The 22,045-nt window shown below is 68.6% G+C and carries 19 protein-coding genes and 1 tRNA gene; 9 read left to right on the top strand and 11 right to left on the bottom strand.

Annotated features, from left to right (window positions below; translation table 11 throughout):
- Positions 1-3: 3 nt before the first annotated feature.
- Positions 4-1,302 (top strand): xylose isomerase, encoded by a 1,299-nt coding sequence (gene xylA / locus BM397_RS22200; RefSeq protein WP_092428626.1) that lies wholly within the window; start codon positions 4-6, stop codon positions 1,300-1,302.
- A 157-nt stretch (positions 1,303-1,459) separates the two neighbouring features.
- Complete coding sequence (locus tag BM397_RS22195) at positions 1,460-2,224, top strand: hypothetical protein (protein ID WP_092428624.1); 765 nt, start codon at positions 1,460-1,462, stop codon at positions 2,222-2,224.
- Positions 2,225-2,234: 10 nt separating this feature from the next.
- On the opposite strand, the gene BM397_RS22190 is transcribed toward BM397_RS22195, so the two are convergent.
- The 4 genes from BM397_RS22190 to BM397_RS22175 form a co-directional block, all read right to left on the bottom strand.
- Positions 2,235-3,116: an alpha/beta hydrolase gene (locus BM397_RS22190; RefSeq protein ID WP_092428622.1), complete on the bottom strand. Its 882-nt coding sequence runs from the start codon at positions 3,114-3,116 to the stop codon at positions 2,235-2,237.
- A 117-nt stretch (positions 3,117-3,233) separates the two neighbouring features.
- The gene (locus BM397_RS22185; RefSeq protein ID WP_092428620.1) at positions 3,234-3,743 is read right to left on the bottom strand and encodes a protein-tyrosine phosphatase family protein; all 510 of its coding nucleotides are present in this window, start codon (positions 3,741-3,743) and stop codon (positions 3,234-3,236) included.
- Between the two features lie 4 nt (positions 3,744-3,747).
- A complete protein-coding gene (ypfJ, locus tag BM397_RS22180) occupies positions 3,748-4,587 on the bottom strand; it encodes a KPN_02809 family neutral zinc metallopeptidase (protein ID WP_092428618.1) in 840 nt (279 codons plus the stop codon).
- Between the two features lie 113 nt (positions 4,588-4,700).
- Positions 4,701-6,242: an ankyrin repeat domain-containing protein gene (locus BM397_RS22175; RefSeq protein ID WP_245696177.1), complete on the bottom strand. Its 1,542-nt coding sequence runs from the start codon at positions 6,240-6,242 to the stop codon at positions 4,701-4,703.
- Between the two features lie 255 nt (positions 6,243-6,497).
- On the opposite strand from BM397_RS22175, the gene BM397_RS22170 reads away from it, so the two are divergent.
- The 5 genes from BM397_RS22170 to BM397_RS22150 all read left to right on the top strand — a co-directional run bounded on the left by BM397_RS22170 (position 6,498) and on the right by BM397_RS22150 (position 10,978).
- Entirely contained in the window at positions 6,498-8,285 is a 1,788-nt protein-coding gene (locus BM397_RS22170) for a DNA polymerase III subunit gamma/tau (protein WP_092428616.1), read from the top strand.
- A gap of 71 nt (positions 8,286-8,356) precedes the next feature.
- Entirely contained in the window at positions 8,357-8,728 is a 372-nt protein-coding gene (locus BM397_RS22165) for a hypothetical protein (protein WP_245696176.1), read from the top strand.
- Between the two features lie 191 nt (positions 8,729-8,919).
- Positions 8,920-9,264 carry a YbaB/EbfC family nucleoid-associated protein gene (locus tag BM397_RS22160; RefSeq protein WP_092428614.1) on the top strand — a complete coding sequence of 115 codons (345 nt, stop codon included), beginning with the start codon at positions 8,920-8,922 and terminating at the stop codon, positions 9,262-9,264.
- Between the two features lie 103 nt (positions 9,265-9,367).
- The gene (recR, locus tag BM397_RS22155) at positions 9,368-9,961 is read left to right on the top strand and encodes a recombination mediator RecR (RefSeq protein ID WP_092428612.1); all 594 of its coding nucleotides are present in this window, start codon (positions 9,368-9,370) and stop codon (positions 9,959-9,961) included.
- Between the two features lie 72 nt (positions 9,962-10,033).
- Positions 10,034-10,978 carry a hypothetical protein gene (locus BM397_RS22150; protein ID WP_092428610.1) on the top strand — a complete coding sequence of 315 codons (945 nt, stop codon included), beginning with the start codon at positions 10,034-10,036 and terminating at the stop codon, positions 10,976-10,978.
- A gap of 24 nt (positions 10,979-11,002) precedes the next feature.
- Here BM397_RS22150 and BM397_RS22145 read toward each other — a convergent pair whose 3' ends face one another.
- The 4 genes from BM397_RS22145 to BM397_RS22130 form a co-directional block, all read right to left on the bottom strand.
- A complete protein-coding gene (locus BM397_RS22145; RefSeq protein WP_245696175.1) occupies positions 11,003-11,956 on the bottom strand; it encodes a class I SAM-dependent DNA methyltransferase in 954 nt (317 codons plus the stop codon).
- A 555-nt stretch (positions 11,957-12,511) separates the two neighbouring features.
- Positions 12,512-12,588 (bottom strand) — tRNA-Arg (locus BM397_RS22140).
- Positions 12,589-12,876: 288 nt separating this feature from the next.
- Positions 12,877-14,115 (bottom strand): N-acetylmuramoyl-L-alanine amidase, encoded by a 1,239-nt coding sequence (locus tag BM397_RS22135; protein WP_092428608.1) that lies wholly within the window; start codon positions 14,113-14,115, stop codon positions 12,877-12,879.
- Between the two features lie 137 nt (positions 14,116-14,252).
- Positions 14,253-15,398, bottom strand: coding sequence for a pyridoxal phosphate-dependent aminotransferase (locus BM397_RS22130; protein WP_092428605.1), 1,146 nt, complete (start codon positions 15,396-15,398; stop codon positions 14,253-14,255).
- Between the two features lie 67 nt (positions 15,399-15,465).
- Here BM397_RS22130 and BM397_RS22125 point away from each other — a divergent pair, with 67 nt between their 5' ends.
- On the top strand, positions 15,466-16,806 hold the full coding sequence (locus tag BM397_RS22125) for a M48 family metalloprotease (RefSeq protein WP_245696174.1): 1,341 nt from the start codon (positions 15,466-15,468) through the stop codon (positions 16,804-16,806).
- A gap of 39 nt (positions 16,807-16,845) precedes the next feature.
- Positions 16,846-17,634: a DsbA family protein gene (locus BM397_RS22120; protein ID WP_092428603.1), complete on the top strand. Its 789-nt coding sequence runs from the start codon at positions 16,846-16,848 to the stop codon at positions 17,632-17,634.
- A gap of 3 nt (positions 17,635-17,637) precedes the next feature.
- Here BM397_RS22120 and BM397_RS22115 read toward each other — a convergent pair whose 3' ends face one another.
- The 3 genes from BM397_RS22115 to BM397_RS22105 form a co-directional block, all read right to left on the bottom strand.
- Positions 17,638-18,972, bottom strand: coding sequence for a sensor histidine kinase (locus BM397_RS22115; protein ID WP_177239599.1), 1,335 nt, complete (start codon positions 18,970-18,972; stop codon positions 17,638-17,640).
- 22 nt (positions 18,973-18,994) lie between these two features.
- Positions 18,995-20,128 (bottom strand): flavodoxin-dependent (E)-4-hydroxy-3-methylbut-2-enyl-diphosphate synthase, encoded by a 1,134-nt coding sequence (gene ispG, locus BM397_RS22110; protein WP_092428599.1) that lies wholly within the window; start codon positions 20,126-20,128, stop codon positions 18,995-18,997.
- Between the two features lie 126 nt (positions 20,129-20,254).
- On the bottom strand, positions 20,255-21,895 hold the full coding sequence (locus BM397_RS22105; protein WP_245696173.1) for a helix-turn-helix domain-containing protein: 1,641 nt from the start codon (positions 21,893-21,895) through the stop codon (positions 20,255-20,257).
- Between the last annotated feature and the right edge of the window lie 150 nt (positions 21,896-22,045).

Here is a 22,045-nt window from a genome sequence, read left to right as displayed (position 1 = left end):
CTCATGACGGGCTTTTTCGGAGACATCCCGAAACTCACCTACCAGCCGGACGGGGACAGCGAGTTCGCCTTCCGCCACTACAACCCCGACGAGATCGTCATGGGCAAGCGGCTGGAGGACCACCTGCGCTTTGCCGTCGCCTACTGGCACAGCTTTGCATGGGAAGGCGGCGACCCCTTCGGCGGACGCACCTTCGACCGACCTTGGTTCGGCTCGGAAATGGAGAAAGCGAAACTGAAGGCAGACGTGGCCTTCGAGATGTTCGACCTGCTGAACGTGCCCTTCTTCTGCTTCCACGATGCGGACGTAAGGCCTGAGGGAACAAGCTTCGCCGAGACCACGCGCAATCTCGAGGAAATCGTCGACTACTTCGGCCAGAAGATGGAGGGTTCCCAGACCCGCCTGCTCTGGGGCACGGCGAACCTCTTCACCCACCGCCGTTTCATGTCCGGCGCGGCCACCAACCCCGATCCCGAGGTCTTTGCCTGGTCCGCCGCGACGGTGAAGACCTGCATGGATGCCACCCACCGCTTGGGCGGCGCGAACTACGTGCTCTGGGGCGGGCGCGAGGGCTACGAGACCTTGCTCAACACCGACCTCAAGCGCGAAGCCGAGCAGGCCGGAGCCTTCCTGTCCATGGTAGTCGACTACAAGCACAAGATCGGCTTTCCGGGCACCATCCTGATCGAGCCGAAGCCGCAGGAGCCGTCGAAGCACCAGTACGACTACGACGTCGCCACGGTCTACGGCTTCCTCAAGCGTTTCGGGCTGGAGAATGAGGTGAAGCTCAACATCGAGCAGGGCCACGCCATCCTCGCCGGGCACAGTTTCGAGCACGAGCTGGCGCTGGCCGCCTCGCTGGGGCTGCTGGGCTCGATCGACATGAACCGCAACGACTACCAGTCCGGCTGGGACACCGACCAATTCCCCGACAGCGTGCCAGAGGTCGCCCGCGCCTATTACGAGGTGCTGAAGGCGGGCGGCTTCACCACCGGCGGCACCAATTTCGACAGCAAGCTGCGCCGCCAGTCGCTCGATCCGGAGGACCTGATCCTTGGCCACGCCGGGGCGATGGATGTCTGCGCACGCGGGCTGAAGGCAGCGGCAAAGCTGCTCGAGGACGGCACGCTGGAGACGCTGCGCGCCGAGCGCTACGCCGGTTGGGACAGGCCCGAGAGCAAGGCGCTGCTGACGTCCGATCTTGCGAGCATCGAGGCGCGGGTGCGGGACGAGGGGATCAATCCCGAACCGCGCTCCGGGCGGCAGGAACGGCTCGAGAACCTCTGGAACCGCTACGTCTGACGCTCCTGGGCCCGGCGTGCGGGGACGCGCCGGGCCGGTCACATCCGCGCGGCGCCACACTTATGCCGGTTTGCCCCGCGAAGTTCGGGCTTGCGCCCGGACCGCGACTCGCATGTCATTCTGGGACCGACACTTTTTCCACCCGGAGCTCGCCCCGATGTTCAGGATCGCCCGTTTCGTCCCGCTGCTCATCAGCCTTGCCACACCGCTCTGGGCGCAGGGCACGGTGGTCGATCTCGACAGGCCCGACCGCGACCGGCCGTTCTTCCGCTGGCCAGACCGTCCCGGCTGGCCCTCACGTCCCGACCGCCCGCACCGGCCCGGCTGGGGTGGCGGTTGGGGCGGCAACGGCGACTGGGCTGGCGACTGGCCTGACGACTGGGGCGGCGGCTACGGCGGGCTGGGAGGGTTGGGCCTGTCCATAGATCTCGGTAGCCGCATACCCGGAGCCGACGGGTCGGTGCGCGAGCCGGTCATGACCATCGAGCGCGACAGCCCCGCCCGCACCAAGCAGATCCGCAACTCGCCCGGTGCGCCGGTGGTCAGCGCGCCGCCCGCCTCCGCCGCCCGCGTTGCGCAGCCACCCATGGTCGAGCGCGCCCCCGCGACGACCCCGCTCACCGCGCCCGGACAGGCGCTGCAGGGCGTGGGCGAGATGAACGGCGGTGGCACCGCTCTGGCGCAGGTGCTCAGCTCGGACGGCGAGAACTACGTCCTGCTGCTGACCCTGCCAGAGACCCGTGTCACCTGCCTCGGCCAGCTCGACGGGCCGCCCGCGCTCTTCCCGAGCATGGGCTCGGCACTGGCCTGCACCGACGGGGCGCAGGGCAACGCGCTCTTCGCCACGCCCGAGGAAGGCACCGGCAGCAGCGCCAGCTTCACCCTCGACGGCGGGCGCGGCGGTTACCTGGTCTTTCCCTGAGCGGCGTCGTTCACGCCTCCGCCAGCACGAAGCTGCGCGGGAAGGAGGCGGCGAAGGTCGCGCCGTGGCCGAGCCCTTCCAGCACCTTCACCTGCACGTTCAGGTCGCCGCGCCGCGCCAGTCGCGCGCCCAGCTCCATGGTGTCGGGGCTGGGTCGCGGCTCCGCCGGTTCGGGTGTGCCCGAGCGGTGTTCGCTGTCGCCGAGCATCATCAGCACCTCGGCGCTGCCGTCTTGCAGCCTCGGGGCCTCCGACGCCATTGCCTGCAGCGCCCCGCCGCCAAAACCGGCGGTGGGACTGATCGGCATGTAGGCGCGAAATGCCCCCGGATCCTGCAACAATGTGGCCAGCGTAAAGACCCCGCCGTAGGAATGCCCCCAGAGGCTGCGGCGCGCCGGGTCGAGCGGCACCCGCTCCGCAAGTGCTGCCGACAGCGGTCCGAGCAGCCTTGCGCGGAACGCCTCCTGCCCGCCGAACTGCCAGTCACGCCCGCGCCCGTGCGTCGGAGTCTCCAGCGGCACGGGCGTATAGTCGCGGGCGCGGGAGGCGCCGTCGAAGGCTTCCTCGATGGGGTAGCCGATGCCGATCACCGCAAGGCCGGGATGCGCCTCGAGCCGCGCGGCGTCGAGGCGGCTGAAGGCGGCGTTGCCGTCGAGCATCCAGAGCGAGGGCCAGCCCGCCGCCGGGGCTTCTGCGCGCGGGCGAGCGAGGAAGAGCCGATAGGTCAGACCCTCCGCCGTCACGTCGAAATGCGTCAGCCTGTGACTGGCAGGCGGCGCGTCGAACAGCGGGAAGGTCGCAGGGAGCTGCCGCCTCTGCGCCAGCGCCGGGACGGCGGCGCAGGATGCGACGGCGGCAAACATGGTCAGGAAGCGTCTGCGGGGGAGGATCATTCACCATCTCCTTGAAAAATCAGGGGCTGGCGAAAGGCTGGCTCTGCAAGGCAGGGTCTAGCCGAGCGGCGCGGGCGTGGCAATCGGCTGCGGCGGCGCTCGTGACGGTCGGCGCGCTCAGTCCGCGTGGCGCAGGAACTGCGCCGCGCCGCGCTGCGCCTGCAGGGCCCAGCGCATCTGCGGCCCGGTCTCGATGGCGCAGGGGCGGACATGCCGCAACCGGGCCAACGCATCGTCGGGGGCTTCGCCAGCCTCGATCATCAGCCGCAGCGCCACCATTCCCGAGCGCCCGCAGCCGCCCCGGCAATGCACAAGCACCCGACCGCCGCCGGCAAGCGCCTGCTGCGCGTGACGGCTCACCTCGGGCCAGAGGCGCAGCACCTCCTCCGGCGGGGTGCCGAAATCCGGGATCGGCAAGTGCACCCAGCGCGAGCCGTGATCCTGCGCCTGCGCCCCGAGCAGCGCCGCGCCGGCCGCCTCCATCTCAGAGCGGGTGACGAGGGTGATCACCAGCGCCGGGCGCCACTCGGTCACATGCGCCATGTCACCGGCGAAATCCCCGCCCGCCCCCGGCAGGGGCGAGATCGCGAGGATGCCGTCGAGCACCGAGAGCGCGTAGATCATCATCGGATCAGATGTCCCCCGAGAAGGTGTCACATGCGGCGATATTGCCCGCCTCGTAGCCGCGCGCAAACCATCCCGAGCGCTGCGCACTGGTGCCATGGGTAAATGTGTGCGGCTGCGGCACCCGTCCTGCCCGCTTCTGCAGCAGATCGTCACCGATCATCCGGGCCGCGTTCAGCGCCTCCTCGACGTCACCGGGTTCGAGGATTCCGTCGACGTGGGTCGCCCATACGCCCGACAGGCAGTCGGCCTGCAGCTCCAGCCGCACGGTCAGCGCATTGGCCTGCGTCTCGTTAGCTTGCTGGCGGATTTCCTCGACCTGCGGAAGGATGCCGAGCAAGTTCTGAACGTGGTGAGCGACCTCATGGGCGATCACGTAGGCGGCGGCGAAATCGCCCTCGGCGCCGAGCTGCTGCTCGAGCGTCGCGAAGAACTCGGTGTCGAGATAAGCCTGCTGGTCGAGCGGGCAGTAGAACGGCCCCGTTGCGCCGCTGGCACCGCCGCAGGGCGAAGCGGTCTGACCGGAGAACAGCACCAGTACCGGCGGCACGTAGTCACGGCCCGCCTGTTCGGGCAGCAGCTGGCTCCAGACCTCCTCGGTGGTGGCCAGCACCTGCGAGGCGAACTCACCGGCGAGCTTTTCCTGCGGCGTCAGTTCGCGCGGCTCGCTCGAGGTCTGCATGGTGCTGTCGTTCAGCAGCGGCGTGACGTCGACGCCGGCGAAATAGCCGATGGCCAGAACGATCAGCAGCGCGATGCCGCCAAGCCCGCCCCCCATGGCGACACGCCCGCCGGAGCGGCGGCGGTCCTCGACATTGCTGCTTCGGCGCACTCCTCTGAGACGCATGATAAAATTCCTTTTTTGAAAATCCGTGCGGCAGCCCTGATTGTAGGGGCTGCCGCGATTTTGTGAAACAGAATTTCCCGGTTAGGGCGAACCACCCAAAGCCCGGGCCCGGATCAGACGACCTGCCCCGGGTGCGCCTCTGCCCAGTCCCGCAGGACGCTTGCGATGTCCGGCCTCCCGACCATCGCCATGGCCTTGCGCGGCAGTGCAACCCCATGCGCGAGCAGCAGCGACAGGCAAGCGAGATGATCACGCTCCCCGGTCTCGGGCGCATTCTCGGCCCCGTGGAGCAGCGTGCCGAGCAATGTACCGCCATGGGCGTTCACGTGGCTCATGTCGGGGCGCAGCTTGAGGAAATACCCCATCACCTCTGGATAGCCTTCCCAGGCAGCGGCCTGCACCGGGGTCACGCCATCGGACGCATCCGGTGCGTCATAGGGCATCCCCAGCGCAACCAGCGCCGCGATCTGTTCCAGCCGGTCCGGACGCCCTGCGAGGCCGCGCAGCAGCCCATCGTAGGCAGGCGGCAGCGCCTCCGGGTCGATGTAGGCGTCCTTGGTGATGCGCCCCTCTGCGGCCTCGGCCATGAGCGCTTCCTCCCGCGACAGCGTGGCGGTGATGCCCCGGGCCTCGAGCACCTCGACCAGCGGACGGCTGCCAAGCGCCTTGGCGTAGGCGTAGGGCGAGACCCAGCGCCACTCGCGCACCGGATCGGCCCCGGCCTCGAGCAGCAGCTCCACCATCCGCCGGTCGCAGCCGCGCCGCACAGCCTGGTGTAGCGCGGGTATGGTCTGCGCGTCTTCGTCCAATGTCGCGCCATGGGCGAGCAGAAGCTCCACCGCGCCGTGGTCGTTGAAATCCAGCGCCCGCAGCAGCGCATTTGTGCCCTGCGGCTTTGCGCCATGTTCGAGCAGCAGCTTCAGACCGTCCTGCGTGCCCATCTCCACCGCATGGTAGAGCGACTCGCCGTCGTCGGGAGAGGCCCCGTGCTCCAGCAGCCAACGCGCCAGATCGAGGTTGCGGGAGACGCAGAGCGCACCATAGAGCGCCGAGAGCTTCTCTCCCCCTGCCCCGTCCTGCGCGTCGTTCACATCCGCCCCCTGCGCGACCAGCAGCTCGGCGATCTCCAGCGTCACCGGGCGCAGCTCGGGATGGACCTGATGCCAGCGCGAAAAGGCGAGGTGCAGGATCGGACTGCGTGGCCCCAGCCGCTCGCTGGCGAGCTGCGGCGTCTTCGCCAGCGCCGCGCGCACGCCCGGCAAATCCGCCAGCGCGCATTGCAGGCCAAAGAGCCCCTCGGCGAGGTCGGGCGTCTCGGTCAGCAGCGCCTGCACCACCGGCATCTGCCCGCGGAACAGCGCGATCTTCAGCCGCTGGATTTTCGCCGCCCGGTCAAGGCCCTGCGTCTCGGCAGCAAGCTTGAGCTTGGGCCAGCTCTCGAAACCGCGCTCGCGCGCCACGACCTGCAGGAAGTCGGCACGCTTGAGCTCACGTCCGTCACCGCGCGGCGGCAACTCGCGCAGGCGCTCGCGCGCGGTGCGCTCGCCGGCCTCGTAGGATTTGTGAAGTCGGCGCGCCTCGCGGCGCAAGTCCTCGATGGATGGGGTCGCCCCCGATAAGGGCTCAGCAAAGAGCATGCCGGTATCCTCCGTCATTGCCCGAGTGTCCGCTGGTCTGGGCAGGAGTGAAACCGAAGATATGGGATCGGCTCTCAAAGGCAGGTGCGCGCGCTTTCCGCGGACGGGGCGGCCCCCTGCGATCGGGCCTGAAGGCGTAATACCAGAGCGGCGGCGCATGGGGAAGTCCCCGCGCAACACATGCGGAGGGATCGCCGCCGCCCCGACGCCCGGCTTTACCTCGCCCCTCCCCCACCTTACCTTGGCCGCAACCGAAGGAGCGCCACGGATTCCATGACTGACGACAGCCCCAAGTACCAGGTACTCGCGCGCAAGTACCGCCCCGAGACCTTTGCCGATCTCGTCGGGCAGGATGCCATGGTGCGCACCCTGAAGAACGCCTTCAAGGCCGACCGGATCGCGCAGGCCTTCATCATGACCGGCATCCGCGGCACCGGGAAGACCACCACCGCCCGGATCATCGCCAAGGGGATGAACTGCATCGGCCCCGATGGGACCGGCGGGCCAACCACCGAACCCTGCGGCCAGTGCGAGCATTGCAAGGCGATCATGGAAGGCCGGCACGTCGACGTGCTGGAGATGGACGCCGCCTCCAACACCGGTGTCGGCGACATCCGCGAGATCATCGACAGCGTGCACTACCGGGCGGCCTCGGCACGCTACAAGATCTACATCATCGACGAGGTGCACATGCTCTCGAACAGCGCCTTCAACGCGCTGCTCAAGACGCTGGAAGAGCCGCCCGCCCACGTGAAGTTCATCTTCGCCACCACCGAGATCCGCAAGGTGCCGGTGACGGTGCTGTCGCGCTGCCAGCGGTTCGACCTGCGCCGCATCGAGCCCGAGGTGATGATCGACCTGCTGCGCAAGATCGCCGGCAAGGAAAGCGCCGAGATCACCGATGACGCGCTGGCGCTGATCACCCGCGCCGCCGAGGGCTCGGCCCGCGACGCCACCTCGCTGCTCGACCAGGCGATCTCGCATGGCGCCGGGGAAACAACCGCCGACCAGGTCCGCGCCATGCTCGGCCTCGCCGACCGCGGCCGGGTCATGGACCTCTTCGAGAAGATCATGCACGGCGATGCCCCGGGCGCGCTGACCGAACTTTCCGAGCAATACGCCGAGGGCGCCGACCCGCTGGCGGTGCTGCGCGATCTGGCGGAGCTGACCCATTGGATCTCGGTGGTGAAGATCACCCCCGAGGCGGCCGAGGATCCCACCGTCGGCCCCGACGAGCGCGCCCGCGGTTCGGCGCTGGCGGCCAATCTCGGCATGCGGGCGCTGACCCGCATGTGGCAGATGCTGCTCAAGGCGCTGGACGAGGTGGCGCAGGCGCCCAACGCGATGATGGCCGCCGAGATGGCGGTGATCCGGCTGACCCATGTGGCCGAGCTGCCCTCGCCCGAGGAGCTGCTGCGCAAACTGCAGGACACGCCGCCCCCGCCCGCTCCCGGCCCCAATGGCCCCGGCGGTGGAGGCTATGCCCACGCGCCCGCAGGCGCCCCGGCGCAGGCAGGCAGCACGCAGGCCTACGGCTCCCAAGTACAGCCCACCCACCCCGGCCCCTCGGGCCCCAGCGCGATCTACGGCAATGCTGTGCCCGCGGTGGCGCAGAACAACGCGCTTGCCCGCTACCCGACTTTCGAGCATGTGCTCGAGCTGATCCGCGCCAACCGCGACGTGAAGCTTCTGGTCGAGGTGGAAAGCGGCGTGCGTCTTGCCGCCTATCAGCCCGGCCGCATCGAGTTCACCCCGGCGCGCAATGCCGCGGGCGATCTGGCGCAGCGGCTCGGCACCGCCCTGCAGCGGTTCACCGGCGCGCGCTGGGGCGTGTCGCTGGTCAACGGCTGCGAGACACCGACCATCGTCGAAAAGCGTGACGCCGCCGAGCTGGAGCTGCGCGCCGAGGCCGAGCAGCACCCGCTGGTGCAGGCCACGCTCGCCGCCTTCCCCAAGGCGAAGATCGTCGCGATCCGCACCCCCGAAGCCGAGCAGCAGCAGGCCGCGGTCGAGGCGCTTCCCGAGGTCGAGGACGAGTGGGATCCCTTCGAGGAAGAGTAACCCGCACCCGACGGGGGAACATCTGGCGGACCTTCGGGGTTTGGCTCTGGTCATATCCCGGAGGACCCGCCATGAGCTTCGATCCCGCAAAAGCCGTCCACAAGGCCACTCTCCCCGCGCTGCGCGACCGCATTGGCGACGCGCTTCCCGCCAGCCGCCGCGAGCGCCTCTCGCCGATGCTCTTCGCCGGCGGGCTGCTGGCGATTGGTGCCATCCTGCTGAAGGCCAAGCCGCGTTTCGGCCACGTGCCCGAGCCGCGCCAGTTCGGAGATCTGCCGCGCCGCTCAAAGGCGCGGCGCGCGGCGCTCGCATCGCGCGATCAGGTCGCCACCTTCGCGCCCACCAATGTCACCGACTCGCTCGGTCGTTCGCTGATGATCGGCGGCGCCGCGCTGCTCCTGACGCGCCTGCTCGACGAGGCTGCCGGCCGCGACGGAAAGTGAGACGGAAAGGTGATCGGGCCACCTGCCCCGCCGGGCACATAAGGCCCCTTTCATCTTTCCGAAAATACGCGCGGCGCGCCGCCACCCGCCCGCGCCGTCCGTTTCATTGTTCTCCAAATACGCCGGCGCCTCCCTTGTCGCCCGGCGGCGTGATCCGTATCTAGGGTGCAAGCTCACACAGGAGAGATCAGATGTTCAAAGGATTGGGCGGTCTTGGCGACATGACCAAGATGATGAAAGCCGCGCAGGAGATGCAGGGCAAGATGGCCGCGCTGCAGGAAGACCTGCACAGCACGCTGGTGACCGGCGAGTCCGGCGCGGGTCTGGTCAAGGCGACGGCCACCGCCAAGGGCGAGCTGAAAGGCCTCGACATCGACCCGTCGATCTTCAACAGCGATGACAAGGAAGTGGTCGAGGACCTAATCCTTGCGGCGATCAAGGACGCGCAGACCAAGGCGCAGGACCGCGCCGAGCAGGAGATGCGCAAGCTCACCGAAGAGCTTGGCCTGCCCGCCGACATGAAGATGCCGTTCTAAGACGCCCGCCGCAGGCACGGCATCTGGCCGAACGGAGCGGAGCGCCGCAGGCGCTCTGCGGCCACCGGCAGCCCGGGCCTGCGCCCCAGAAGGTCATCCCCGAATGCCCGACCGCAGCGACATCGACGCGCTGATCGAGATGATGGCCCGCCTGCCGGGCCTCGGCCCGCGCTCGGCGCGGCGCACCGTGCTGCATCTCATCCGTAAGCGTGAGTTGCAGCTCACGCCGCTGGCCGATCTGATGACGCGGGTCGCCGCCACGGCGCGCGAATGCCTGAACTGCGGCAATGTGGGAACCTCCGAGATCTGCCCGATCTGCGCCGACGAACGGCGCGGCAACGGGCAGATCTGCGTAGTCGAGGACGTGGGCGATCTCTGGGCGATGGAGCGCGGCGGCAGCTTCAAGGGCCGCTACCACGTGCTCGGCGGCACGCTCTCGGCGCTCGACCGCATCGGCCCCGAAGAACTGCGCATCCCGCAGCTCGTGGCGCGGGTCGAGAGCGAGGGGATCACCGAGGTGATCCTCGCGCTCAACGCCACGGTCGACGGTCAGACCACCGCGCATTACATCGCCGACCAGCTCGAGACCCGCGTGGCGATGAGCTCGCTGGCGCAGGGCGTGCCCATCGGCGGCGAGCTCGACTACCTCGACGACGGCACGATCACCGCGGCGCTCAACGCTCGGCGCAAACTGTAGTGCCCCGGGGGTCACGCGGCTGTGACCCTTCGTCTCTGGGCAGCGCCATGCCTTGGGGCTAAAGCCGGAAATATGACCCGCGCATCCGCTCTCCTCCGCCTCGCCCTTCTTGCCACGCTCGCGCCTTTCGCCGCTCAGGCGCAGGCGGCCTCGGTGCCCACGCTCGACCCGGCGCCGCTGACGCAGACCGACCTGCTTTCGCGGGAGATCGGATTCGGCATCGGCCGCACCGCCGTGACCAGCCGGCAAGACGGCTTCTTCCTCGGCGGCTACGCGGCAGGCGGCACCAGCGCACCGGATCACGCGCAGGACGCCGGCTACAACAGCCGCGGGCTGGTGCTGGGCTGGGGCTTCGGCAACGGGCTCTCGGCCTTCGCCGGCTACGGTCAGGGCGTGTCCTACCTCGACGACGACACCCATGAGGCGCGCATCCGCTCGTATTTCCTCGGCACCGGCTACGCGGGCGAGTCGAATGGCGTCAGCTACGGCGGCGCGCTCTACATGGGCCGTACCCACAACAAGCTCTCCAGCCCCGCCTCGGCCAGCGGCAGCAGCGATCACGACGGCCGCATCCTCGGCCTCAGCCTGCGCGGCGAGACCATGCTGCGCGAGGGCGCAACCCCGGGCACCGGGTTCGACCTCGTGGTCACCGGCGACCTGCTGCGCCACGCCACTGGCGATTACGATCTGGTGCGCAAGGGCGGCGAGGTCGAGAGCCGTGTGAGTTTTGCCTCGGCCTTCCGCGCCGAGCTCGGCGCGCCGATGCGCGCCGTCGGCGGCACGCTGCGGCCCTATGCGGCCTACACGGTCTTCGGCGGCGATCAGGACGATCTGACCTATGTCACCGAGGCCGGCAGCCGCAGCTTCGAGGCCAGCGAGTTGCTGAGCCAGGACCAGCTGTCTCTGGGCCTCGATTACGGCGCAGAAGGTGGGCACGGGCTGGGCGGCCGGCTCGAAGCGGCGTCGAACTTCGACGGCGACAGCGCCCTGCGCCTCAACCTCAGCTTCAACTTCTGATCGCCGCGACGCAGGGGCGCCGGCCTAGACCAGCGCCTCCGCCTCGCCATCCCCCTCGCGGTCAAAGACGCGCGCGGGAGCGCGCGCGGCAACCAGCAGCGCCGCAACGTCCTGGCCGCGGTCCTGGCGCAGCACGCAATCGGTCAGCGCGACCCCGGTGAAGCCCGCCTCCGCCAGCAGCCCCGTCACGTAGTCACGGGAATGGGCGAACCGGCGGCTTTCGCGCAGCTGAACCGGCGCATCGCCCAGCTCCAGCGTGAACGCGAAGTGCCCGCCCGGCGCCAGTGCTCCGGCGCACCAGCCAATCACCCGCTCGAGCGCGCCGAGATAGATGAAAACATCCGCCGCCACGATCAGGTCGTAGCGCGGCAGGATCGCGGCCATCTCGGCGATGTCGCGCTTTTCGAGCAGATCGTAGGCACCTTTCGACGCGGCTTCGGCCAGCATGCCCGAGGAAATGTCGAAACCATCGAGACAGCCGCACTGCGGACGCAGCAGCTCTCCCATCAGGCCGGTGCCGCAGCCGAGGTCCAGCGCATGCCGCGCCCGTTCGAACCCTTGCGCGTGCAGCGCCGCGAGCAGCAGCTCGGGACCGCGGTAATTCAGCTTGCCCACCAGAGATCGCTCGAAGCGCGGCGCGTATTGGTCGAAGAGCAGTTCCACAAAGGCCGGCGGCATGCTCTCCGCCACCGGCACGCCGCGCAGCAGGTCGCGGCGCAACCCGGCGCCCAGTGGGTCGCGTGGATCGGCGACCACCGCCTTGTCCCAGGCCTCGGCCGCAGCACCCACCTCGCCCACCGCCTCTAAATACTCGCCAAGGCGGAACCAGCCCGCCGCCCAGCCCGGCACAAGCTCCATCGCGCCGCGCAGCGCCTCTATCGCGCCGCCGAAATCCCCCAGGTGGGCCAGCGTCTCGGCAAAGCCGGCGCGGCGCTCGGCCATCGGGTCACCACAGGGAAAAGACGTTCCCAGCATCATTCATCTGTCCAAGGGGCCCGCTCATTTTCCGGAAATGGCCACGCGGCGGGCGACACGCTGCACCGCCTTCGGGTGCATCAAAACGGGCGATAGCCGGTCCGGGGATTTTCGTCAATCCGGCGCGCAAGCCCCTGACCTCGGGGCAAAACAAGCTCCTCGCAACCGGGGCGAGGCAAAGCCTCCCGGCCTCGAAGTCGGCACGTCTCTCACCCGTTGCCATGTCAGCCCCCATCGAAGCTGCGCCCAAGGTCCGCGACGCGCAGGAGGACGCGCATAACCTCATTCGCTCTGCGAGAAGTGCGGCAGGCGTCCCGGACCTTCGCTGGGCGCAGGGCCAACAAGATGAGGCCAAATACCGCGTCTGAGAAGCTCTGGGCCCGCCCTACCATCGCGCCAGTGAACAATAGGGGATTAAAATGGCTCTTTCTCGGGAGAGCAGCGCTCCGGTAAGCGAATTTGGAGCGAGCCGCATACCCGCTTGAGGAACTGCGTCAACCCTCCACCAAGCCTTACCCATGAAGGCCTTGGAAGTCTTTCAGATAGATAGATGGAATATGGCGCACCCGATAGGATTCGAACCTATGGCCTCTGCCTTCGGAGGGCAGCGCTCTATCCAGCTGAGCTACGGGTGCCTGCGCGGGGTCTTACGGCAAAGCGGATCGCTCCGCAATCGCAAATCCTCTCCTTCGCCCGTCTTCCTCGGCATCGGGCCGCCAGGCTGTAGCAGCCGCTGTCCCGACGTGTTTTCCGCCGCTTAGCCGGCATCCTTGGGTCAGGGCACGCGAACGATCGCGAGCCCGTCGCTGGCGCAGGGGTGCGTGTTCGCAGCGCGCATGTTCGGATACGTGTTCGCCCCCGACCCAGCCCTGTCCCGCCAATGGGTCCAATGACTGGCCTGTGTCGGCAGCCCCGCCCCCTCGCTATCGGCGCCGCAGCCGCGCCAGCGCCTCGTCCTCCAGGGCCCAGGCCAGAATTCCGTCACGGATCCCCGCCGCCATGCCAGCGCGCCAGGCGCGGTCCTGAAGGTGGCGCAGGTCCTCCTCGGTGGACAGGAACCCGACCTCGATCAGCACCGAGGGGATGTCCGCCGCCTTGAGCACCGAGAAGCCCGCCTGCCGCTGTGGCCGCTTGTGCACCTGCCCGACCGCGTTGCGGATGCCCGCCACCAGGTGACCGGCAAGCGCCCTGCCCCGCGGCGCGTTGTCGAGCCGGGCCAAGTCGAGGAGCACGTTCGCGACCCGGTCGTCGGAGCCCGAAAGGTCCAGGCCCGCGAGGATGTCGTCGCGGTCGTGGCGCTCGGCCAGGGCCGCGGAGGCGGCATCGGAGGCATCGTCGGAGAGCGTGTAGACCGTCGCGCCATGGGCGATGCCCTGTTCGATCGCATCGGCGTGCAGCGAGATGAAAAGATCGGCGCGGGCGTCATGCGCCTGCGCCACGCGCGCCTCGAGCGAGACGAAGACGTCGGCGTCGCGGGTCATCAGCACCTCGAAGCCGGTTCGGCGCAGCACGTCGCGCAGGTCCCGGGCGAAGGTGAGCATGAGGTCGGCCTCATTGTGCCCGTCGCGCTGTGCGCCGGGATCGATGCCGCCGTGTCCGGGGTCTAGCACGATGCGCAGCGGCGCGCCTTCGGCGCGGCGCGGCGCGGCTTTGCCCTTGGCGGCGGGCAGGTCCCAGCGCGGGTCGCGCGGCAGGCCGGAGCGCGCCGCCATCTCAGCGGCGCTCGACGAGGCGAGGCGCAGCGAAAGCTCGGCCTGTCCGGTCTCCTCGGAGATGCGCATCCCGGCGCGGTCGAGGACCATCGGCCCGGTCAACTCGGCCACAAGCCGCGACCAGCCGGAGCGGAACGGCCCCATGCGCAGCCCGGCCACCTCGTCGGAACGGTCCATCTCGGCGGCCTCGGCACCGGTCCAATCGACCTCGCGGAAGTCCACAACCAGCCGGGGCGGCTCGGTCAGGGTGAAGGCGCGCCAGGGCACGCCCTGGCTGAGCGAGAGCGTCAGCTCGGTTCCCTTCCCCCAGTCGGCGTCGCTGACGGTGCCGGCGATGAAACGCGCCTGCCCGCCGAGCGCCCGCTCCTGCGCAATGTCCTGCGCCCGCGCGCCGCTGACCAGCAGGGCACAGAGCGCGCCCGCCAAGATGATCCGGAAAAAACTGCCCATCCGCCCGACTTTGGTTCTGTCTGTCTTCTTGTTGCTTGGCGCGAGCCTAGCAGCGCCGGGCAGGATTCGCACGTGGCTTGGCGTGGCGCGAAGCAGGCAAAAGCCAGGCGCGGACCAAGCTCGCCCCGCCGTGCCGCTCAGGCACGCGAGTCCATGAAGGCCTTGAGCCGTGTCAGGCCCTCCTCGATCTCCGCCGTGCCCCGCGCATAGGAGAACCGCAGCGTCCCTGCCCCACGGGCAGGGTCGAAGTCGAGCCCCGGGGTCACCGCGACGCCCGCCTTGTCGAGGATCTCGGCGGCGAAAGTGCGGCTGTCGTCGGTCAGGTGGCTGACGTCGGCATAGACGTAGAAGGCGCCGTCCGGCGGCGCGATGCGATCGAAGCCGGCTTTCGGCAGCCCCTCCATCATCAGGGTGCGGTTCTTCGCATAAACCGCGAGGTTGGCCTGCAGCTCCTCGGTTGCGTCCATGGCTGCAAGCGCGGCGACCTGTGAGGCATGCGGCGCGCAGATGAAGAGGTTCTGTGCCAGCCGCTCGACCTGCCGGACCTGCGCTTCGGGCACCACCAGCCAGCCGGCGCGCCAGCCGGTCATCGAGAAATACTTTGAGAAGGAGTTGATCACGCAGACGTCGTCCGAGACCTGCAGCGCGGTGACCGGTTTCTTGTCGTAATCGATGCCGTGGTAGATCTCGTCCGACAGGAAAGCCGCGCCGCGCGCCTGCACCGCCTCGACCAGAGCCGCGAGCTCGGGTTTGCCGAGCATGGTGCCGGTGGGATTGCTCGGCGAGGCGACCATGGCGCCCTCGTAGTCGACGCCTGCTAGGTCCTCGGGGGTCAGCTGGTAGCGGTTCTCGGCGGCGGTCTGGATCTCCACCGGGCGCAGGTCGAGCGCCTTGAGGATCTGCCGATAGGAGGGGTAGCCCGGCGCGCCGAGCGCCACGCGGTCACCGGCATCAAAAAGTGCCGAGAAGGCAAGGATGAAGCCGCCCGAGGAGCCCGGCGTGACCACCACGCGGTTGGGGTTCAGGTCAACATCGTACCACTCGCCATAGAGCCGCGCGATGCGCGCGCGCAGTTCGGGGATGCCGAGCGCCACCGTGTAGCCGAGCGCATCGCTTTCCATCGCCTGGGCCAGCGCCTTGCGGGCGCCCTCAGGCGCGGGAGAGCTGGGCTGGCCGACCTCCATGTGGATGATGTGGCGGCCTGCGGCCTCGGCGGCGCGCGCCTGCTCCATCACGTCCATCACGATGAAGGGATCGACCGCCCCCCGGCTTGAGTTTCGCATGTCTCTCTCCCATGGTGGCTCGGCAAATCGTCTTCGGGCGAAGTACGAAGCTTCCGGGGGAGGGTCAATGCCGGGACCGCGCGCCGCGCTGCGCCTCATCGCCACGCTCTGCGCGCTCGCGGTTCTGCTCGCGGCGCCTTCGGCCCGTGCCGCGACGCTGCTGCGCGACGCGGACCTCGAACACGCCCTTGCGCAAATCTCGGCTCCGGTGCTCCGCGCCGCCGGCCTCAGCCCGGCGCAGGTCGATGTGCTGGTGATCAAGGACGACCGGCTCAACGCCTTCGTCGCCGACACGACCCGCATCTTCGTGCATTCCGGGCTGATCATGAAGCTGCCCGACGCAAAGTCGCTGCAGGCAGTGATCGCACATGAAGCGGCGCATATCACTGGCGGCCACCTGTCCCGCCGGATGGCAAACATGCGCGCGGCGCGCAATGCAGCGGGCCTCGGCATGGTGCTGGCCGCCGCGGCCGGGGCGGCGACCGGCAGCGGCGAAGCGGCGGCGGGGATCATGCTCGGAACGCAGGGCTCTGCATTGCGCAATTTCCTCAGCCATACCCGCGCCGAGGAAAGCTCTGCGGATATCGCCTCGATCCGGACGTTGGTGCAGGCGGGTATCGACCCGAGCGGTGCCCTCACGGTGCAGGAGCTGTTTCTCGGGCAGGAGGCGCTGAACGTCGGCCGGCAGGATCCCTACATGCGCAGCCACCCGCTGACCCGCGACCGCTTCCGCACGACGCAGGGGCTGGTCGCCGCAGCGAAGGTGGCCGAACACAACGATCCCGCTGCCGACTACTGGTTCCTGCGCGCCCGCGGCAAGCTCTCGGCATTTCTGCGCGCGCCCGGCTGGACGCTGGGGCGGCTCGACGACAGCGGCAGCCGCGACATCGCTCTGATGCGCGAGGCGGTGGCGCGGCACCGGCAGTCGGATCTGCCCGGGGCGCTGAGGGCCATCGACGGTGCCATCGCGCTGCGGCCCAAGGATCCCTTCTACTACGATCTCAAGGGCCAGATCCTGCTGGAGGGTCGCCGCCCGGCCGACTCCGCCCGCGTCTATGCGCAGGCCCGCGCCTTCGCGCCGCGCAACGCGCAGATCCTGGGCGGACTGGGGCGCGCGCAACTCGCGTCGGGCCAGTTCAAATCCGCGCTCTCGACGCTGGAAGAGGCGCGCGGCCGCGACTGGGCCGACCCGCGCATCCTGCGCGACCTTTCGGTCGCCTACGCCCGCGCGAACAACAACGGCATGGCCTCGGAGGCCACAGCGCAGCGCTACGCGCTAGAGGGCCGGATGGAGGATGCCGGAATTCACGCCAAGCGCGCGGTAGATCTGCTGCCACGCGGATCCGCCCCGTGGAACCGCGCGCAGGATGTGCTAGACGCATCAGAGCGCGCCGCAAGGAAACGCTGAGATACCGCCCGAGCGGGCGCCCTGACCGACGGAGACAAGATGCAAACCCCAACGACCCGACGCACCGCCTTTCGCCGCGCCGCCGCCTCGCTGGCCGTGGCCACGGGCCTCATGGCGCCCCCTGCCCTCGCGCAGGACTTCGACCTCCAGAAGCTGACGCCGGAACAGCGTGAGGCCTTCCGTGCCGAGGTGCGCGAGTATCTGCTCGACAACCCCGAGGTCATCATGGAGGCGGTCAACGCGCTCGAGACCAAGCAGGCCGAGCAGCAGGCCATGGCCGATGTCGATCTGGTGGAGAACAACGCCGGCGCGCTCTTCGACGACGGCTACAGCTGGGTCGGTGGCAACCCCGACGGCGACGTGACCATCGTGGAGTTCTCCGACTACCGCTGCGGCTATTGCCGCAAGGCCTTCCCCGAGGTCGAACAACTGGTGGAGAGCGACGGCAACATCCGCATCATCATCAAGGAATTCCCGATCCTCGGGCAGGACTCGGTGACCTCGTCGCGCTTTGCGCTGGCCACCATGCTGGTCGCCGGTCCGGACGCCTACAAGCAGATGCATGATGCGCTGATCTCGCTGAAGCAGGAGCCCTCGCAGCCGGTCCTGTCGAAATTGGCGACCACGCTGGGGCTGGATGCCGACGAGATCCTCGCCAAGATGAGCGACCCCGAGGTCGATCGTCGCATCAAGGAGACCCATGAACTCGCGCAGCGGATGCAGATCAGCGGCACTCCGACGTTCGTCTTCGGCGACCAGATGCTCCGTGGCTACGTGCCGATCGACGGCATGCGGCAGATCCTGCGCCAGGTGCGCGAGGAGAGCTGAGCGCTATTCGGCGGCAGAGGCGATCTCTGCCGCCGGTCCGGCCGCCACGTTGCGCTGCTCGGTGGACAGGGGCAGAGACAGTCGCGCCAGCGTCCCCGACCCGAAGGCGGGTGCCGAAAGCTCGAAGGTGCCGCCCGACTGTTCGGCAAATCCGCGCAGCATGGCCAGCCCGAGACCCGAGCCCTCGCCCACCGGCTTGGTGGTGAAATAGGGCTCGCAGACCAGCGGCATCAGGTCCGGCGGAATGCCGGTGCCGTGGTCACGCACATCAAAACAGACCGATGGCGATCCGCCGCGCACTTCGGAGTGCACGCGCAGTTCGATCGTGCCGCCCTCCGGCATCGCATCGCGGGCGTTTGAGACAAGTTCGATCAGGCAGCCCTGCAGCTTCGGGCCGTCGACGCAGATCTGCGGCAGGTTCGGCGCGACCTTCACCCCCAGCTCGTGCCCCGGCCCCAGCAGGTCGGCAGCACGCCTGACCAGCCCCTCGGCCAACTCATCCGGGTACATGGACACCGGCTTGAGGCGCGCGCAGCTCGCCATGGCCAGAAGCTGGCCGGTCAGCTCGGCGCCGCGCCGCGCCGCACGCTCGGCTTCGTCAAGCAACTCGTCGCGCTCGCTCGGCGTCGGCGACAGCCGGGCAAGCTCCATGTTGCCCAGCACCGCCGTCAGCAGGTTGTTAAAATCATGCGCTACGCCCCCGGTGAGCTGCTCCATGGCGCGCCCGCGCGCCGCAACAAGCGCGTCGCCGGTGGCGGCTTCAAGCGCCTCGCGCGTGCGCAGCACGCCCCAGGCGACACGGCAGAAGAACAGGTAGCAGATCACCAGAGCCGCGCTCACCAGCACAGTGTCGGCCGTGCCGGGCGCGTCGTACCAAAGCCAGCCGGCCCGCGCCAGGATGCCGGTGCCCATCAATGACAGGTCGAGCACCAGCAACATCCGCATCTGCGCGCGGTAGGTCAGCGTGTTGAGCAGCGCCACGAAGATGAAGAGCAGCGACAGCACCGTCAGCCCCGGATCGCCCTGCACCCAGAGGATCATGCCCCCGGCGATATAGACGAGCCCCGAGAGCAGCAGCGTGAAAACCGGCAGCAGCAGCCTGCGCCGGTCGCCCGTGTCAGGAAGCGACCTCACGGCAAGGGAGTGCAGGCCGACTGACGCCAGCATGACGCCGAGCCAGGGCAGCAGCATCGGCACCCCCATGAAAGCCCAGATCCCCAGTGCGGCGGCGGCGACCAGGCCGATGCTGATCAGCCCCTGAGAGCGGCGCATGCCCTCGAGGCTGCGCAGTTCGGTAAAATCGAGCCGCTGGCCAGCGGGCGGGAGAACCCCGACCAAAGCGCGCGCTCGCGTCACCATTCTACTCCGCGGCCTGCGCTTTCGAAGCGTCCTCGGCCTCGATTTGGGCGGCCTTCTTCTCGACCTCTTCGACGATGTGGTCGATCATCTGGTCGTTGGACATCTTGTGGCTGGCCTTGCCCGCCAGATAGACCATGCCCGACCCCGCGCCGCCGCCGGTGAAGCCGACGTCGGTCATCAGCGCCTCGCCCGGGCCGTTCACCACGCAGCCGATGATCGACAGCGACATCGGTGTCTTGATGTGTTCGAGCCTTTGCTCCAGCGCCTCGACGGTCTTGATCACGTCAAAGCCCTGACGCGCGCAGGACGGGCAGGAGATGATGTTGACGCCGCGGTGGCGCAGGCCGAGCGATTTCAGGATCTCGTAGCCGACCTTCACCTCTTCGACCGGATCGGCCGACAGCGAGACACGCAGCGTGTCGCCGATCCCCATCCACAGCAGCTGGCCGAGGCCGATGGCGCTCTTGATGGTGCCAGAGGTCAGACCGCCAGCCTCGGTGATGCCAAGGTGGATGGGCTTGTCCGTCGCTTCGGCCAGCCCCATGTAGGCCGCCGCCGACAGGAAGACATCCGAGGCCTTCACGCTGATCTTGAACTCGTGGAAGTCGTTGTCCTCGAGGATCCGGATATGATCGAGTGCGCTCTCGACCATCGCTTCGGGACAGGGCTCACCGTACTTTTCCAGCAGGTGCTTTTCCAGCGAGCCGCCGTTCACCCCGATGCGCATCGAGCAGCCGTTGTCGCGGGCCGCGGCGATCACTTCGCGCACGCGCTCTGGGCTGCCGATGTTGCCGGGGTTGATGCGCAGGCAGGCAGCACCGGCGAGGGCGCTCTCAATGCCGCGTTTGTAGTGGAAATGGATGTCCGCAACGATCGGCACCGGGCTTTCGCGCACGATCTCCTTCAGCGCCTTCGAACTGGCCTCGTCGGGCACCGAGACCCGCACGATGTCGGCGCCCGCCTCGGCGGCGCGTTGGACCTGTTCGATGGTCGCCTTGACGTCGGTCGTGACGGTGTTGGTCATGGTCTGCACCGAGATCGGTGCATCCCCGCCCACCGGCACGTTGCCCACCATGATCTGCCGGGACTTGCGGCGCTCGATGCTGCGCCAGGGGCGGATCGGGTTGTGGCTCATGGACTGGAGGCCTCCTGAGGGCATGCGTTGGTATTTGGCCTCAACATAGCGCCCGCGCGCCGGTGAAACCAGAGCGCAGCCGTATCAGCCCGCGATGGGCGAGACGAAAAGACGTGAGGGACGCGCTCAGTCGGCCCGGGCGAAATCGCCGGAGAGTTCGGCAACCACACGCGACAGGTCGGCGTCTCGGCTGAGATCGGCGACCTTGAAGGCCGAGGTCAGGTGCTCGACCGAGAGCGGCAGGTTCTTGGTCACCGTGCCCGAAGCACCGACCGGCCCGTAGGTCTGACCGTTCACCGCGAAGTAGACCGCGCCGGATTCGCCGACGCGCAGATTGGCCGGATCCTGCGTGGCGGGTGCGGTCCAAGTGTCGCCGGCGCGCATGGTTTTCTCGAAGATCACCGAGCCATCAGCCGAGCGCACGCGCACCCATGCAGGGCGGACAGCGATCATCGTCACGCCGGGGGCGCTGTCCTGCAGCACCTTCGGCGCGCCGGGCTGGGTCACCGCGGGGGCAGCCTGCGCGACCTGGGTCTGCGCTGCGGCCGGCACGGCGGTTTCGGAGAGCTTGGCCAAGACGCGTTGTAGATCGGCGTCGTTCTGCGGCACCGCGGGCTGATAGGCGGCGGTCACCACCTCAGGCACCAGCGCCACGTCGCGTGTCACCTGCCCCTTGGGGCCAAGCGGGCCGAGGGTCTGGCCATTGGTCGCGAGGTAGAGCGCACCCGACTCGCCGACTGTGAGGCTCGCCTCGGCCTGCCCCTCGGGCACGGTCCAGGTGTCGCCCGGCTCCATCACCCGCTCATAGAGAACGTTGCCAGCGGCGCCGCGTACACGCACCCAGGCGGCGCGCACCGCGACGAGGGTGACTGCGGCCCTGTCAAGCACGGTTTGAGACTGCGCGGCCCCCGGAAGCGGAGCAGGAAGCCCGGCCACCTGCATCGCGGCCTCGGCCGACGCCGTGTCCACCTGCGGCAGCTGGTTGCGCTCCGCCTGAGCAAAGGCACCGACAGTCGACGGGTCCAGCGAGGAAATCGGCGCGTCACGCGCCACCAGCACAGGCACGTCCAGCGCCTTGGGGCGATACAGCCGATCCAGCGCCTCGTTCGACGGCGGCGAGAACGGGCCCGCGCCCTCGGCGCTTGCCACCTGCTCCTCGCCGTTCTGCGACGGCGCGGCGGTCGGCTGAACCGGGTCAAGATCGCTCAGCACAAGCGGGGTCTGGTCCACCGGCGCAACCTGCACGCGCTGCACCTCGCGAAGCACCGCGTAGCCGCCGTAGCCGATGCCGCTCATCAGCGCGATCAGCACCAGCAGCGAGCCGATGGCACCCGGCTCGATGCGCGAGAAGAACGACTCGCCCGCCGGAACGAAGGGCATGCGGGGTTGCTCAAAGATATCGCGGGCCGCCGGCGCGGGCAGATGCCCCTGCCCCTTGCGGATCGTCGAGGCTTTCTCGGACATGCCATGCGCCACGGCGAACCCGCTCTCCTCGCAGAAGAGCCGATAGCATTCGTCGGGATCCATGCCGAGGTAGCGGGCGTAGGAGCGCACGTAGCCGGCGATGAAGCCGGGCGTGTCGAAGGCCGAGGGATCGCAGTTCTCGATCGCGGCGATGTAGCTGGCCTTGATCCGCAGTTCTCGCTGAACGTCCAGGAGCGACTTGCCCATGGTAGCGCGTTCACCGCGCATGACGTCACCAAGCTCCAGCGTGAAATCGTCGAAGCTTCGCGGAGAGGTATCCGCGTCCTGATTGTCTTCAGACATACGAGGGGAATTACGCCCAATCATGCGTTCCGCCTTGTGCTCCACCGTTCAGCCTGCGCCTGCCAAATCACGGGCTCGCGATTCGGGTCGCGGCCTTTATTGAACCTACGTTAGCACAGAACAACTGAAATTACACAAAATCAGGGGGTC

Origin of the sequence: Alloyangia pacifica (assembly GCF_900116195.1) — a bacterium.
GTDB classification, from domain to species: domain Bacteria; phylum Pseudomonadota; class Alphaproteobacteria; order Rhodobacterales; family Rhodobacteraceae; genus Salipiger; species Salipiger pacificus.
Note: the sequence above shows the minus strand (reverse complement) of the source record. Positions and strands in the feature narration are given on the sequence as shown.

What these genes read in the sequence shown, in the direction of transcription:
- BM397_RS22145 (WP_245696175.1), bottom strand. Translation starts at nt 11,956, where the DNA reads ATGATGCTGGGAACGTCTTTTCCCTGTGGTGACCCGATGGCCGAGCGC.
- xylA (WP_092428626.1), top strand. Translation starts at nt 4, where the DNA reads ATGACGGGCTTTTTCGGAGACATCCCGAAACTCACCTACCAGCCGGAC.
- ypfJ (WP_092428618.1), bottom strand. Translation starts at nt 4,587, where the DNA reads ATGCGTCTCAGAGGAGTGCGCCGAAGCAGCAATGTCGAGGACCGCCGC.
- BM397_RS22175 (WP_245696177.1), bottom strand. Translation starts at nt 6,242, where the DNA reads ATGACGGAGGATACCGGCATGCTCTTTGCTGAGCCCTTATCGGGGGCG.
- BM397_RS22105 (WP_245696173.1), bottom strand. Translation starts at nt 21,895, where the DNA reads ATGTCTGAAGACAATCAGGACGCGGATACCTCTCCGCGAAGCTTCGAC.
- BM397_RS22125 (WP_245696174.1), top strand. Translation starts at nt 15,466, where the DNA reads ATGCCGGGACCGCGCGCCGCGCTGCGCCTCATCGCCACGCTCTGCGCG.
- BM397_RS22165 (WP_245696176.1), top strand. Translation starts at nt 8,357, where the DNA reads ATGAGCTTCGATCCCGCAAAAGCCGTCCACAAGGCCACTCTCCCCGCG.
- BM397_RS22160 (WP_092428614.1), top strand. Translation starts at nt 8,920, where the DNA reads ATGTTCAAAGGATTGGGCGGTCTTGGCGACATGACCAAGATGATGAAA.
- BM397_RS22185 (WP_092428620.1), bottom strand. Translation starts at nt 3,743, where the DNA reads ATGATGATCTACGCGCTCTCGGTGCTCGACGGCATCCTCGCGATCTCG.
- BM397_RS22170 (WP_092428616.1), top strand. Translation starts at nt 6,498, where the DNA reads ATGACTGACGACAGCCCCAAGTACCAGGTACTCGCGCGCAAGTACCGC.
- ispG (WP_092428599.1), bottom strand. Translation starts at nt 20,128, where the DNA reads ATGAGCCACAACCCGATCCGCCCCTGGCGCAGCATCGAGCGCCGCAAG.
- BM397_RS22150 (WP_092428610.1), top strand. Translation starts at nt 10,034, where the DNA reads ATGACCCGCGCATCCGCTCTCCTCCGCCTCGCCCTTCTTGCCACGCTC.
- BM397_RS22120 (WP_092428603.1), top strand. Translation starts at nt 16,846, where the DNA reads ATGCAAACCCCAACGACCCGACGCACCGCCTTTCGCCGCGCCGCCGCC.
- BM397_RS22195 (WP_092428624.1), top strand. Translation starts at nt 1,460, where the DNA reads ATGTTCAGGATCGCCCGTTTCGTCCCGCTGCTCATCAGCCTTGCCACA.
- recR (WP_092428612.1), top strand. Translation starts at nt 9,368, where the DNA reads ATGCCCGACCGCAGCGACATCGACGCGCTGATCGAGATGATGGCCCGC.
- BM397_RS22190 (WP_092428622.1), bottom strand. Translation starts at nt 3,116, where the DNA reads ATGATCCTCCCCCGCAGACGCTTCCTGACCATGTTTGCCGCCGTCGCA.
- BM397_RS22135 (WP_092428608.1), bottom strand. Translation starts at nt 14,115, where the DNA reads ATGGGCAGTTTTTTCCGGATCATCTTGGCGGGCGCGCTCTGTGCCCTG.
- BM397_RS22130 (WP_092428605.1), bottom strand. Translation starts at nt 15,398, where the DNA reads ATGCGAAACTCAAGCCGGGGGGCGGTCGATCCCTTCATCGTGATGGAC.